General features: G+C 69.7%; 12 protein-coding genes. 6 read left to right on the forward strand and 6 right to left on the reverse strand.

Annotation, left to right across the window (positions count from 1 at the left end; all coding sequences use genetic code 11):
• On the reverse strand, window positions 1-1,674 hold the full coding sequence (locus ACQPYY_RS31965; protein WP_376963851.1) for an FAD-dependent oxidoreductase: 1,674 nt from the start codon (window positions 1,672-1,674) through the stop codon (window positions 1-3).
• 18 nt (window positions 1,675-1,692) lie between these two features.
• Window positions 1,693-1,893 carry a hypothetical protein gene (locus ACQPYY_RS31970; protein ID WP_379102268.1) on the reverse strand — a complete coding sequence of 67 codons (201 nt, stop codon included), beginning with the start codon at window positions 1,891-1,893 and terminating at the stop codon, window positions 1,693-1,695.
• 262 nt (window positions 1,894-2,155) lie between these two features.
• On the opposite strand from ACQPYY_RS31970, the gene ACQPYY_RS31975 reads away from it, so the two are divergent.
• Both ACQPYY_RS31975 and ACQPYY_RS31980 read left to right on the forward strand, forming a co-directional pair.
• Window positions 2,156-2,614, forward strand: coding sequence for an SRPBCC family protein (locus tag ACQPYY_RS31975; protein WP_433592038.1), 459 nt, complete (start codon window positions 2,156-2,158; stop codon window positions 2,612-2,614).
• A gap of 15 nt (window positions 2,615-2,629) precedes the next feature.
• Window positions 2,630-3,328 (forward strand): SIMPL domain-containing protein, encoded by a 699-nt coding sequence (locus ACQPYY_RS31980; RefSeq protein WP_376963842.1) that lies wholly within the window; start codon window positions 2,630-2,632, stop codon window positions 3,326-3,328.
• A gap of 4 nt (window positions 3,329-3,332) precedes the next feature.
• Here ACQPYY_RS31980 and ACQPYY_RS31985 read toward each other — a convergent pair whose 3' ends face one another.
• Window positions 3,333-4,361 carry a beta-ketoacyl-ACP synthase III gene (locus ACQPYY_RS31985; protein WP_433592039.1) on the reverse strand — a complete coding sequence of 343 codons (1,029 nt, stop codon included), beginning with the start codon at window positions 4,359-4,361 and terminating at the stop codon, window positions 3,333-3,335.
• 287 nt (window positions 4,362-4,648) lie between these two features.
• Here ACQPYY_RS31985 and ACQPYY_RS31990 point away from each other — a divergent pair, with 287 nt between their 5' ends.
• The 4 genes from ACQPYY_RS31990 (at window position 4,649) to ACQPYY_RS32005 (ending at window position 10,057) form a co-directional block, all read left to right on the forward strand.
• The gene (locus ACQPYY_RS31990) at window positions 4,649-5,365 is read left to right on the forward strand and encodes a phosphatidylserine decarboxylase (protein WP_379103678.1); all 717 of its coding nucleotides are present in this window, start codon (window positions 4,649-4,651) and stop codon (window positions 5,363-5,365) included.
• Window positions 5,362-6,252, forward strand: coding sequence for a CDP-diacylglycerol--serine O-phosphatidyltransferase (gene pssA, locus ACQPYY_RS31995; protein WP_376963833.1), 891 nt, complete (start codon window positions 5,362-5,364; stop codon window positions 6,250-6,252). Before ACQPYY_RS31990 ends, pssA begins: the two co-directional genes overlap by 4 nt.
• A gap of 53 nt (window positions 6,253-6,305) precedes the next feature.
• Complete coding sequence (locus tag ACQPYY_RS32000) at window positions 6,306-8,576, forward strand: AAA family ATPase (RefSeq protein ID WP_433592040.1); 2,271 nt, start codon at window positions 6,306-6,308, stop codon at window positions 8,574-8,576.
• 140 nt (window positions 8,577-8,716) lie between these two features.
• Window positions 8,717-10,057, forward strand: coding sequence for a hypothetical protein (locus tag ACQPYY_RS32005; RefSeq protein WP_379102276.1), 1,341 nt, complete (start codon window positions 8,717-8,719; stop codon window positions 10,055-10,057).
• Window positions 10,058-10,069: 12 nt separating this feature from the next.
• Here ACQPYY_RS32005 and ACQPYY_RS32010 read toward each other — a convergent pair whose 3' ends face one another.
• From ACQPYY_RS32010 to sodC, 3 genes are all read right to left on the reverse strand, one after another.
• On the reverse strand, window positions 10,070-11,434 hold the full coding sequence (locus ACQPYY_RS32010; protein WP_433592041.1) for a DUF5933 domain-containing protein: 1,365 nt from the start codon (window positions 11,432-11,434) through the stop codon (window positions 10,070-10,072).
• Between the two features lie 185 nt (window positions 11,435-11,619).
• Complete coding sequence (locus ACQPYY_RS32015; RefSeq protein WP_379102281.1) at window positions 11,620-12,768, reverse strand: glutamate--cysteine ligase; 1,149 nt, start codon at window positions 12,766-12,768, stop codon at window positions 11,620-11,622.
• 16 nt (window positions 12,769-12,784) lie between these two features.
• The gene (sodC, locus tag ACQPYY_RS32020; protein WP_379102284.1) at window positions 12,785-13,462 is read right to left on the reverse strand and encodes a superoxide dismutase[Cu-Zn]; all 678 of its coding nucleotides are present in this window, start codon (window positions 13,460-13,462) and stop codon (window positions 12,785-12,787) included.
• Window positions 13,463-13,496 lie beyond the last annotated feature (34 nt).

Consider the following 13,496-nt stretch of genomic DNA (forward strand, 5'->3'; position numbering starts at 1 on the left):
CTACTGTTTCGCGAGCCAGCGGTGGACCAGCATGACGGCCATCGCGCCCTCGCCGACCGCGGAGGCCACCCGCTTGGCCGATTCCGAACGCACGTCACCGGCGACGAAGACGCCGGGCACGCTGGTCTCCAGATGCTGTGGGGGACGCGGCAGTTCCCAGCCCGCGGGCCGTTCGCCGTCCACCATGAGATCGGGTCCGGCCAGCACGTAGCCGGCGTCGTCGCGTTTGACGATGCCGTCGAGCCAGTCGGTTTCCGGTGCGGCGCCGATGAACAGGAACAACCGTTCGGCGTCCACCTTTTCTTCCGTCCCGGAGGCGTTGTCGCGCAGCACGATCCGCTCCAGGTGGTCATCGCCGTCGGCGGACACCACCTCGGTGCGGGTGTGCACCTTGATGTTCGGGATCTGCGCGATCTGCTGGATCAGGTAGTGCGACATGGACGCTTCGAGCGATTCACCGCGCACCAGGATGTGCACGGTGCGGGCGCGCCGGGACAGGAACACCGCGGCCTGACCCGCCGAGTTCGCGCCGCCCACGATGTAGACGTCCTTGCCGGCGCAGTCGCTGGCCTCGGTCATGGCGGAGCCGTAGTAGACGCCGCGGCCGGTGTACTCGTCGACGCCGGGGGCCGGGTGGTGGCGGTAGTTGACGCCGGTGGCGATCAGCACCGAATGCGCGGCGACGCTGCCGCCGTCGGCGAACTTCACCACGCGCGCCGAACCGCAGGCCTCCAGCGCCACCACCTCGCGGGCGGTGATCAGTTCGGCCCCGAACTTCACGGCCTGGCGGCGGGCGCGGTCGGCGAGCTGGGCGCCGGACAGGCCGTCGGGGAAGCCGAGGTAGTTCTCGATGCGGGAGCTCTGCCCGGCCTGGCCGCCGGTGGCGGTGCGTTCGACGAGCACCGTGCGCAGGCCCTCGGAGGCGCCGTAGACGGCCGCGCCCAGCCCGGCGGGCCCGCCGCCGACCACGATCAGGTCGTAGAAGTCGCTGGAGGCGTCGGTATTGAGGCCGACGCCCTCGGCCAGCTGCGCGTCGGTCGGCATGATCAGCACGTCGCCGCTGGGGTTGATGATGACCGGGCACTGGTCCTCGGTGGCGTTCGCCGCGGTCAGCAGGCGCGCGCCCTCCGGCTCGTCGACCTGGTACCAGCGATACGGCAACTGGTTGCGCGCCAGGAACTCCCGCACCTCCGAGCAGCGGGCCGACCAGCGGTGGCCCACCACCTTGGTCTCGGTCACGGGCTTGTGCTCGTCGCCGCGCCAGGCCTCCAGCAGGGCGTCGACGACCGGGTAGAGCTTCTCCTCCGGCGGGTCCCACGGTTTGAGCAGGTAGTGGTCGAGGTCCACCACATTGATGGCCTCGATGGCGGCATTGGTGTCCGCGTAGGCGGTGAGCAGCACCCGGCGGGCGTAGGGGTGCAGGTCCATGGCTTGTTCGAGAAATTCGACGCCGTTCATCCCGGGCATCCGGTAGTCGGCGATCAGCACCGCGGCCGGCTGGCCGCGCAGTTTCATCTCACGCAGGGCATCGAGGGCGTCCGCGCCGGACTCCGCCCGCAGAATCCGGTAATCCGCCCCGTACCGGCGGCGCAGATCGCGCACGACCGCCCGCGAGACGCCGGGGTCGTCGTCGACGCTGAGAATGGCCGGCTTGACGGCAGAGGGTGAAGTCACCTGACCAGTATCGCGGACTCAAATTCGGTGATGCTGAATGAGATCCATCTCGGTCGGGGTCAGTAATCGCTCGAGGCGTTCCTCGAGCGCCCGATTCGCCTTGCGGCCAGACGTGCCGGGTGGATTGGACTCGGCGGAATCCGCATCGGTTCCGGACTCGTCGGCGGGGAGGAGCGGGACGGTCTTGCTCTCCAGATGCAGAAGCGAACGCAGGTTCACGGCCGATCACCTCACGTTTCCCAATCGGAAGCAGGTGGCTGTGTCTGTAACTTCGTTTATCTCATATTGTGCGCCAGTCATTACATTTCGGACATCAACACCCCAACAATGTGACCCAAGCGATCTGGTCGCCGGGAACGACCCCGAGGTCGCATTTCATACGCCCAGGTCGGGGCTGGTGATCCACGCCACGGCCGCCCGGTGACCCAGGCCACGCGAACTAGGATGCCCGTAACCGACCGTCACGTCCCCGGAGGCAGCGTTGCCGAACACCCTCGAAGCCAGCATCGACATCGCGGCCGCGCCGGACCAGGTCTGGAGCGTCGTCTCCGACCTGCAGCGGATCCGCGAGTTCAGCCCCAACACCCTGCGCATGCAGCCGCTGGGCCGCACGGTCCGCACCGGCACCTGGACGGTGAACCTCAACAAGGCCGAGGGCTACGTGTACCCGAGCACGTCGCGGATCGTGCGCTTCGAGCCGAACCACGCGCTGGCGTTCCGGATGAACGAGAACGGCACCGTCTGGAGCTACACCCTCGAACCCACCGCGAACGGCGGCACCAAGCTGATCCAGCGCCGCGACGTGCCCAAGGGCAAGCTGCCGGGCTGGCTGCAGTTGACCGTCGACAAGGTCTTCGGCGGCGAGGCGGCCTTCGAGGGCGGGCTGGTCGACGGCATGAACGAAACCCTCGGCCGGATCAAGGAACTTCTGGAGCGCTGAGCGTAGGTTCGGCCCATGCGACGACTCACAGCGATCTGCGCCGCGGCCGCCGGTGTCGCGATTCTGGCGACCGGATGCGGTAGCTCGGACTCGGGCGACCGCACCGTGACGGTCACCGGCACCGGCAAGGTCCAGGGCACCCCGGACGTGCTCAATGCCGACCTCGGCACCGAGGTCAGCGCGACCGACGTGTCCGCGGCGGTCGATCAGGCCAATGCCAAGGCGAAGGCCATCACCGACGCCATGGTCACCGCGGGCGCCAAGCGCGAGGACATCAAGACCAGCGACCTGTCCGTCCAGCCCTCTTACGGGCCGGAGGGACGCACCATCACCGGCTATCGCGCCACCAACACCATGCATGTGGCCGTGCGCGACCTGCCCAAGGCATCCGGCATCCTGTCGGCCGCGGTGCAGGCGGGCGGCAACGACACCCGCATCAGCTCGGTCGCCTTCGGACTCGAGGACAACACCAAGCTGCTGGCCGACGCCCGCGCCCGGGCCTTCGACGACGCCAAGAGCCGCGCCCAGCAGTACGCGGACCTGTCCGGGCTGAAGCTGAAGAAGGTCAAGACCATCAGCGAGAACGGCAGCGGGCCCACTCCGACGCCGATGTACAAGGACGCCCTGCCCTCCGGGGCCGCGCCCACCATCAACCTCGAGCCAGGCCAGCAGACGGTCACGTTCACCGTGACCGCCGCCTGGGATATGGACTGACCGGCTACTTCCAGTTCGGCAGCTGGACCACCTGGGCCGCGTAGGACAGGCCCGCGCCGAAGGCGATGAGCAGGGCGGTGCCGCCGGGTTTGGCGTCGCCCTTGCGCATCATGGCCTCCATGGCCAGCGGAATCGAGGCGGCGGAGGTGTTGCCGGCCTCCTCGATGTCATTGGCCAGGGCGCAGTCCTTCGGAAGCTTCAGCACCCGGGCCATGATCTCGATGATCCGGCCGTTGGCCTGGTGCGGAACCATGGCGTCCAGATCGGCCGGGGTCAGCCCGGCCACTTCGATGGCGTCGCGGCAGACCTTCTCCAAAGAGTGTGCGGCCCAGCGGAACACGGCCGTACCCTCCATGGCGAGATAGGGCCGGACGGCATCGAGACCGCGTTCCTCGATCTCGGCGAAGAACTCCATCCAGTCCTTGTCCTGACGGATGGCGCGGTGCTGGGTGCCGTCCGAGCCCCACACGGTGGGCCCGATCCCGGCTTCGTCGGACGGGCCGATCACCACGGCGCCCGCGCCGTCGGCGAACAGGAAAGCCGTGCCACGGTCCTTCGGGTTGACCGTGGTGGTGAGCTTCTCCACGCCGATGACCAGGGCATTGCGGGCGGTACCGCCCTTGACCAGATCCGAGGCCAACGCGACCGCGTGGCAGAAGCCCGCACACCCGGCCGAGACGTCGAAGGCGGCCACATTCTGCAGGCCGAGTTCGGTGGCGATCTGCGGAGCCGCGGCAGGCGTCAGCAAGAGCCAGGTAGAGGTCGCGACGATGACACAGTCGATCGTGGCGGGATCGACTTCCGCGGCGTCGATGGCGTCGCGGGCGGCCGCGGCGCTCATGCTGATGATCGTCTCCTCGGGGGAGGCGAAGCGCCGGGTACGGATGCCGGACCGGGTCCGGATCCATTCGTCGCTGGAATCTATCGGCCCCGCCACCTCGTCATTGGTGACGATTCGCTCCGGCCGGTACACGCCGAGCCCGAGCATTGCCGTGTGCTCTGCCCCGCTGATCGAGGCAATTCGAGCAGACATTGGTTCTCCCTTATGTACTGCGTACTGCGCGTCGAACGTGACCTTCATCGAGTTCCCACCCCGCGGCCGGAATGCCGCATACATGAGGCTCCCTCAGCTTAATCCGGACAGCTTCTCATGTATGTGCTTCCGCTCACAATTGCGCATACGGTGACCAGTGCTTCACATACCGCCGGAAGATCGTTCGCCGAGGCCTTGGGCAACCGAGAACGCGAGCGTCCGACGCGCTTCCCGTAGTGTGTGACGCGGTCTATGACCGCAACCATCCGCGCATGAAAGAGGAGCTCGTGGCCCGTCGCCCCACCCCGCCCGGCACCCCGGAAACGACCGGACTCGGTCACGTGGCCGACCTGGTCCGATCCTCCATTCCACCGCTGCACCCGGCCGGCCTGCCGTTCGTGGCGGCGCCGCTGGCGGTGGCCGCGCTGGGCTTCCGCCGGAAGTGGGTGCGGCGCACCGGACTGGCCGCCGCCGCGGCCTGTGCCACCTTCTTCCGGCACCCGCACCGGGTGCCGCCGAACCGCCCCGGCGTGGTGGTCGCGCCCGCCGACGGTGAGGTCGCCCTGGTCGACACCGCGGTGCCGCCGGCCGAGCTCGGCCTGGGCGACGCCCCGCTGCCGCGGGTGAGCATCTTCCTGTCGGTGCTGGACGTACACGTGCAGCGGGTGCCGGTGAGCGGCCTGGTGGAGCAGATCGCCTACCAGAAGGGCCACTTCCTCTCGGCCGACCTGCCCGAGGCCAGCGACCGCAACGAACGCAACAGCATGGTCATCGAGACCGAGTCGGGGCAGCGGATCGTGGTCGTGCAGATCGCCGGTCTGCTGGCGCGCCGCATCGTGTGCGAGGCCAAGGCCGGTGACAAGCTGAGCATCGGCGACACGTACGGCCTGATCCGGTTCGGATCGCGCGTCGACACCTACTTCCCGGCCGGGACCAAGCCGTTGGTCACCCCCGGGCAGCGCACCATCGGTGCGGAAACGGTACTGGCCGAACTGGATTCATGATGGAGCAACTCGCGCCCGCGCCGTCTGCGCGCCGCCGCAACCGCACCATCCGGCTGCTGCCCAGCATGGTCACCGTGCTCGGCCTGTGCTCGGGCCTGTCGGCGGTGAAGTTCGCCATCCAGGGGCAGCTGGGGTTCGCGCTGGCGCTGGTCGGCGCGGCCGCGGTGTTCGACATGCTGGACGGCCGAATCGCCCGCATGCTGGACGCCACCTCCAAGATGGGCGCGGAACTGGATTCGCTGTCGGACGCCATCGCGTTCGGCGTCACGCCCGCCCTGGTGCTGTACGTGACCTTCCTGCACGCCGACAGCATCGGCTGGGTGCTGGCCTTGATGTTCGCGGTCTGCATGGTGTTGCGCCTGGCCCGGTTCAACACCCTGATGGACGACGACAACCGGCCGGACTGGCAGCGGGAGTACTTCGTCGGGGTGCCCGCGCCCGCGGGCGCCTTGATCGTGCTGACGCCCATCGCGCTGTCGGAGCAGTTCGGCGACGGCTGGTGGGTGAGCTTCCCGATGGTGGCGGTGTGGACCGTGCTGACGGGTCTGCTGTGCGTGAGCACGCTGCCGACGCTGGCCGTCAAGTCCGTGTCGGTGGCCCCGCGGACCGCGCCGATCCTGCTGGTGCTGGTCGCCCTGGCGGCCGCGCTGCTGGTCACCTATCCGCTGATCCTGATGATGGCGCTGGTGGTGCTGTACCTGGGCCACATCCCGTTCGCGGTGCACTCCGCGCGCTGGGTGGCCGCCCGGCCGGAGACCTGGAACCACAAGCCCGCCGAGCGCCGCGCCCAGCGCAAGGCCCAGCGCCGCGAGCGACCGCTGGCCGGACGGGTGCCTCGGGTGTCGACGGCGCGGCTGCGGCTGCGCCGTCCGGGCCAGCGCGAATGACCGGCCCGCGCGGATAGTCACCGGCGGCCGGTTCCCGCGGGCAGAATTGACGGGTGCCGGAATTCACGCTGACCGCGCAACGCAACTCCTCGGGCGGCGACGCCCGCTGGGGGCTGGTGCGCCTGCACCCCGAAGTCCTGATGGCGCTGGCCCTGCATCAGGGGCAGGGAGTCACCCTGACCGGCGGGCGGCGCACCACGGCCGTGGTGGGGACGTTCAAGCCGTCGCAGGGCTTCGGCACCGGCGTCGCCCTGCTCGACGAGGTGACGCTGTCGAACGCGAAAGTGCGCGACGGCGGTGACGTCACCATCGCCCCGGCCACCGAGACCGACGCCCGCCGCGTCTCGGTGACGGGTTCATCGCTGGCCATGGCCGCGATTCCGGAGTCGACGCTGCGGCAGGCGCTGCTGGGGAAGATCGTCACCGTCGGCGACACCGTCACCCTGCTGCCGCGTGACCTGCTGCCCAGCGACAATCCGGCCGCGGCCCGGAAGGCATTGAAGGGCTTGGGGATCGCCTGGACCTCCGAGGTGCTGACGGTGGTGGCCACCGAGCCGTACCCGGGCCCGGTCACCATCCTGCCGAGCACGGCGGTGACGCTGGGCACGACCTTCGGCTCGACCGACGCCCCGCTCGGCCTGCTCGACGACGTCCCCCTCGACGGTTCGCCGCTCGTCGCCGCCGAGCGCCCGGTGACGGCCGCCCCGACCTCGGCGGTAGCGGTCGCCGATCTGGCCGGGGTGCAGGCCCAGGCCGCGAAGCTGCGGGAGTGGCTGAACCTGGCGTTGGACGAGCCCGAGCTGTTGAAGGCGCTGGGCGCGAGTTCGCAGCTGGGCGTGCTGATCACGGGCCCGGCGGGCGTCGGCAAGGCGACGCTGGCGCGGGCGGTGGTGGGGTCGCGGCGGCTGGTGGAACTGGACGGCCCGGCGGTCGGCGCGACCGAGAGCGGCAAGCGTTTCCGCGATGTCGGCGACAAGATGCAGGAGATCGGTTCCGGCGCGGGCGGAGTCCTGCTGATCACCGATATCGACGCGCTGCTGCCGGCCGAGGCCGAGCCGGTGGCCACCATGATCCTGGATCAGCTGCGCCGGGTGATCGCGGTGCCCGCGGTGGCGGTGCTGGCGACCACCTCGAATCCACTGGGCCTGGACGCGCGGCTGCGCGGTCCCGACCTGTTCGATCGGCAGGTGTCGCTGCCGCTGCCGACCGCCGCGGTGCGGGCCGCGCTGCTCGAGCAGTTGTTGCGCAAGGCCCCGACCGAGGGCCTCGCGGTCGACGAGATCGCGCTGCGGACACCGGGATTCGTGGTGTCGGATCTGGCGGCGCTGGTCCGTGAGGCGGCGCTGCGGGCGGCGGCCCGGGCCAGCCGCGAACACCACGACAGCGGTCAGGACGTGGATCCGGTACTGCGGCAGGAGGATCTGGCCGGGGCGCTGGAGGTGATCCGCCCGTTGTCGCGGTCCGGGTCGGAGGAATTGTCCATCGGCAACCTGAGTCTCGACGATGTCGGCGACATGGTGGAGACCAAGCAGTCGTTGACCGAGGCGGTGCTGTGGCCGCTGAAGCATCCGGATTCGTTCGCGCGCCTGGGGATCGAGCCGCCGCGCGGGGTGCTGCTCTACGGGCCGCCGGGCTGCGGCAAGACCTTCCTGGTGCGGGCGCTGGCCGGGTCCGGGCAGTTGAGCGTGCACGCGGTGAAGGGCGCGGAGCTGATGGACAAGTGGGTCGGCTCCTCGGAACGGGCGGTCCGCGAGTTGTTCCAGCGCGCACGCGATTCCGCGCCGTCGCTGATCTTCCTCGACGAGGTGGACGCGCTGGCACCGCAGCGCGGGCAGTCCTCGGATTCCGGGGTGTCGGATCGGGTGGTGGCGGCGCTGCTCACCGAGTTGGACGGGGTGGAGCCGCTGCGGGACGTGGTGGTGGTCGGCGCGACCAACCGCCCGGATCTGATCGACACGGCGCTGACCCGGCCGGGCCGGTTGGAGCGGCTGGTGTTCGTGCCGCCGCCGGACGCCGACGCCCGAGCCGAGATCCTGCGCACCGCGGCCAAGTCGGTGCCGCTGGCCAAGGACGTGAATCTGCGGCGGCTGGCCCGTGAGCTGGACGGCTACTCGGCGGCGGACTGTTCGGCCCTGTTGCGGGAGGCGGCGCTGGCCGCCATGCGCCGCGATGTGGAGGCCGGGGAGGTGACGGCGTCGGATGTGGCGTCCGCGCGCAAGGCGGTGCGGCCGTCGCTGGATCCGGTACAGGTGGAGTCGTTGCGCTTGTTCGCGGCGAAGCGGGAGATGTCGGGTCCGCCGGGCGACCCGTCGGGCTATGTCTGATCGAGTCGGGCCATGTCCGATTTGATGCGCCCGGTCTGATTCCTCCGCCTACGCCCGAATGTGGCCGTAAGTTCGCCAAAAATCTACAAAGTAAGCGAGTCGGACCGATCGACACGCCGTGGGCCGGTACTTTTGCGCAGGTGAGGTCGTACAAGGTCGCTACCGAAACGATCACCGCGCTGGTCGCAGCACTGGTTGCTGGCCTCGCGCTGACCTTGCCCATCGACTTCGGCTGGACCTCGCAAAGTTCCGCCCTGCAACTGGATCTGCTCGCCTACAGCCTGCCCCGCGCCATCGCGGCCGGCGTGCTCATCGCCATGATCGTGGCGGTGCTGATCACCACCATGGGCAGCCCGTCGGTGGCCTGGTCGACCACGGTGGGCGGGCTGCTGGTGCTGGTCGCCAATCACACGCTGGGGCACGCGGGCGACCCGAATGCCTCGCTGTCGACCATGAACTTCATCGACTCGCTGTCGGGCGGCGTGATCCTGGGCGCGCTCGGGGCGGCGGTGCTGCATCACAGGCTGCCCGCCTTCGCCTGGACGCTGGGCGTTCTGATCAGTCTGCTGCTGGGTTCGGTGAATCCGGTGCCGCGGGTGGGCGGCAGCATCACCGACAACCTGCGGGACCACTGGCACGCCTCCGACATCCCGCCCATGTGGATGGTGCTGCTGGCCTTCGCGCTGGCCGTGTTCTCGCTACTGATCAATCGGAAGGGACCGGCCGCGCAGCGGCTGTCCATCGAGCTGCCGCTGGCCCCCATCCTGGCGGGCACGCTGATGGTGCTGATCACCTTGTTCAGCGCGGAGTGGCTGGCCCGGCACGGCGGCAGCGTGGCGGGCATCGTGCTCGCCGTGGTGACCTCGGTCGGCACCGCCATGATCGCGTCCATGCTGCTGCCGGGGCGGGACGGCGAGGTCGTGCTGGTCGCGGTGGGCGTCGGCGCGGTGGGCGCGGCCACCATCGCGGCGGAGATGCCGGCCTGGACGATTCCGCTGCTGGTGGCGGTGAGCGCGTTCGGCATGTGGGCGGGCAGTCAGGTGTCCGCGCCGATGCCGGCCCTGTGGCTGTCCATGCTGGTCGGGGTGTCGACGGCGCTCACCGGTGACACCGCCAAGGCGTGGCTGATCGTGGGCGGCGCGGCGCTGGTGTCCTGGCTGATCGGGTTCGGCCTGCTGGCGGCCCGGCCGCGGTATGTGCCGAGCCGGGTGCTGGGGACCGCCATGTTGTTCGTGCCGTCGGCGGTGCTGGGCATGCGGGATTTCGTCGCGCGCGGCGATTACGCGATGCAGTCGGGCAATTCGGGGATGTGCACGGTCAGCTCGGGTTCCACGGCGACGCCCGGCTGGACCTCGGTGCTGGTGGCGGGCGGGTGTCTGGCGGGCATGTTCCTGCTGCGGCGGTTGCGGCCGCTGCCGGTGCCGTCCGCGGCGGCGGCCACCCCGCCCGAGGGATCGTCGAACGGGGGCGCCGCCGGCTAGACCGGGGAACGGTCAGGCGCGGGCGGCGAGGTCCAGTTCCGCGGCCGGAGCGGTGGCGGGTTCGGCGAACCAGGTCCGGTAGAAGGCCGTCACGTAGGCGGCGGACAGGCCGATCACGAGGACGCCCGCCGGGACCGGGTGCTCGGCGAATTCGACCGACAGGTACCGGTAGGACAGCAGGAGTCCGGTGAACAGCGCGGCCCCCGCGCCGACCAGCTGGACGCGAGCGCGGTCCCAGCCGCGTTCGGGCGCGCGCAGCGCCGATTCGATGGCCAGGCACAGCACCGCGCCCGCCACCAGGTCCGCGCCGTAGTGGTACCCGAAGCCCAGCGTGGCCCCGATGGTGGCGAGCAGCCAGAAGGTTCCGCCCCAGCGCAGCCAGGTCGGTGCGGGCGCGCCGGTCAGCGGGTCGCGGCGGGAGTGGACGAAGATCGACAGCGCCCACGCGGTGTGCAGCGACGGCATGCAGTTGCGCGGGGCGAATCGGTCGAAGGCGATCGAGCCGGGCGTGAGGTCCACCGTCGGCACCACATTCGGCCAGTAGTTGCCGAGCGAGAAGGCGTGTCCTTCCGTGCCGTAGGCGAAGATCGGTCCGACGACCGGGAAGATGACGTAGAAGAGCGGTCCGATCAGCCCGATCACCAGGAAGGTCCGCACCAGGTAGTGCCCCGGCCACACCCCGGTCTTCACGACGTTGCGCAGCTGCCAGATGGTCACGATCATCGCGCCGACGGGCAGTTCGATGTAAACCCAGTGCAGGACAGCGGAAGCCACCGGTCCCAGCCACTCGAGCAGTTGCCCGGCCATCCAGGAGGGGTCGCCGAGGGCGTGGTCCACCAGCACGATGTGCTCGTCGAGGACGCGGGGTCCGGCGAGCACGGTGATGCCGAGCCAGACGTCGGCGACCTTGCTGGACAGCACCAGCAGGATGCCGAGCGCGGCGGCGTGCAGCGCGTTGGAGCGATCCTTGCCCTGCCACCGCCAGAGGGCGAGCCCGAGGATGCCGAGCAGCACCAGCACCGGCCCGTTGCCCATGGCCAGCGGACCGCCGGAGAGGCTGCGAATCGACTGGTAGGCGACGTCGATGCCGAGCGCCGTGCCGACGGCCACGCAGCGCCGCCGCCAGTCCAGTCCGATGAGCGCGAGCCCGAGTCCGGCCCACGGCACGGTGAAAGATTTGGCGTTGCCGACGAAGTCGTCCCGGATGCTCTCCAGCGGACCGGTGAAGTGGTGCTGGGAGGCGACGACCTGCAGGGTGAGGAGCGCGAGTGCGCCGACGGTCAGCACGGCCGTCATCCGGACGCGCGGCGACGGCATCCGCATCCCTGATCGGCGTGCTGCGCCGCCGGTCTGGGAACGCGGATCGTCGAGCAACATCCAGCCATAGTAAACGCCGTGTGAACGCCGACCCCATACCCAGTTGAACGCCGCATCCCACCCCGGATGAACAGCCCCCGGTCAGCGTGGTATCGCCGCTGGCCACGGCGTACAGCGGCCGCAGAATCGCGTAACTGAAATCACAGCAAGGGAACTCGCGCCGGTGAGCCGTACCGGCCCCGCCGTCACTGCTCGAGTTCGTGGACCAGCGAGTCGACCACCGACACCAGATCGCCCTGCGCGGCCGCGGCCACCCGGCGCTGTCGCTGATAGGACGCGCCGCGCTTGGGGATGTCGGCGACCATGGCGAGCTCGTTCTCGCAGCCGAGGCTCTTGGCGGTCGGCTCGAGCCGGTTGAGCAGGTCCATGAGGTCGTCGGTGACGAGCCGCTCATTGCTGTCGGCGTCGGTGATGATGATGGCGTCGAGCCCGTATCGCGCTGCGCGCCACTTGTTCTCCTGCACGTGCCAGGGCGGCAGGATGGCGGGCAGGGCTTCGCCGTTCTCCACCCGCCGGTCGAGATCGACCACGAGGGAGTGGATCAGGGCCACGATGGCGGCCAGTTCCGCCTTGGTGGGGATGCCGTCGCAGATGCGCACCTCGATGGTGCCCCATTTGGGTGCGGGCCGGATGTCCCAGTGCATGCCGCCGATCTGTTCGATCACACCGGTTTTCATCTGGTCGTGCACGAAACCCTCGAACTGGCCCCAATTGTCGAATTGGAAGGGCAGTCCGGCGGTGGGTAGCTGCTGGAACATGAGCGCCCGGTTGCTGGCGTAGCCGGTGTCGACGCCCGCCCACATGGGTGAGGAGGCGGACAGCGCCAGCAGGTGCGGGTACGACGGCAGCATGGCGTTGAGGATCGGGAAGACCTTGTCCGGGTGCGAGATTCCCACGTGCACGTGCACGCCCCAGATCAGCATCTGGCGGCCCCACCATTGGGTGCGCTCGATGAGTTCGTCGTAATGCGCACTGCGCGTGAGCTGTTGGGTGGACCATTGCGCGAACGGGTGGGTGCCCGCGCAGAACAGGTCGACGCCGACCTGGTCGGCGGCGCGGCGCACGGCGTCCTGGGTGGCGCGCAGTTCGTCGACGACCTCGCTCACGGTGTCGTGCTTGCCTGAGACGAGTTCGACGGTGTTCTTCAGGAGTTCCTTGGTGATCTGCGGGGTGCCGTCCCAGGCGCGCAGATCACCGCAGGCTTCGAAAACGGCGGCGGCGGTATTGGACAGGTCACGCGTCGTCTTGTCGACGAGCGCGACCTCCCATTCCACGCCGAGCGTGGGCCGGGGCGATGAATTGAAGGGGACCTTCGAAATGCCTGCCCCGGCCATGCTCACCTCAAGGGGTTCAGGCGACGACGCCGCAGGCGACCCGTGCACCCGCGTCGCCGGTCGCGAGGGTGTCCGCATCCGGTGCGGGCGCGTACCGGGTGGGAATGTTGCCGAAGTTGTCGGCGCCGGCGTGGATGATCAGGGCCTTGCCCTTGATCTCCTCCAGGGTGACGGCGTCGGTGGTGGTGACCAGCTTGGCGGTGCCGTCCTTGAGCACCTGGAGCGAGTCCAGGTCGCCGCTGGCGGGGTGCGCGTTCTGCTCACCGACCTGCAGGTGGCCGCCGGCGGACAGGAAGTCGCCGGGCGCGCCGCCGGAGGGGGCGGTGGAGTTGGTCTCGCACTTGCCGAACTGGTGGATGTGCAGGCCGTGGAAGCCGGGCTTGAGGCCGTGGGCTTCGACGGTGATCTCGAGGTGGTTGCCCACCTTCACGATGGACGCGGTGCCGACGGTGCCACCGCTGGGGTCCTTCAGGGTGACGGCGGTGGACTCCCGGGGGGCGTTGGTGTCGCCCTCGGTGCCGTGGCCGGTCGCTCCGCCCGCGGGAGCGGGCGAGCTGGTGAACACCGGCGGGGTCGTCCCCTTGACGTCACTCGATTCCTGGCTGTTGGAGCAGGCGGTGAGCCCCAGGGCCGCGACCGCGAGCACCGGAGCAACAGTCCACCAGGACGGGCGACGAGTTGAGGACGAGGCCATCGGGGAACTCCTTTACGAGTCCGAGTTTATCGGG

The sequence above is a fragment of the Nocardia sp. CA-145437 genome (genome assembly GCF_050956485.1).
Lineage (GTDB): Bacteria > Actinomycetota > Actinomycetes > Mycobacteriales > Mycobacteriaceae > Nocardia.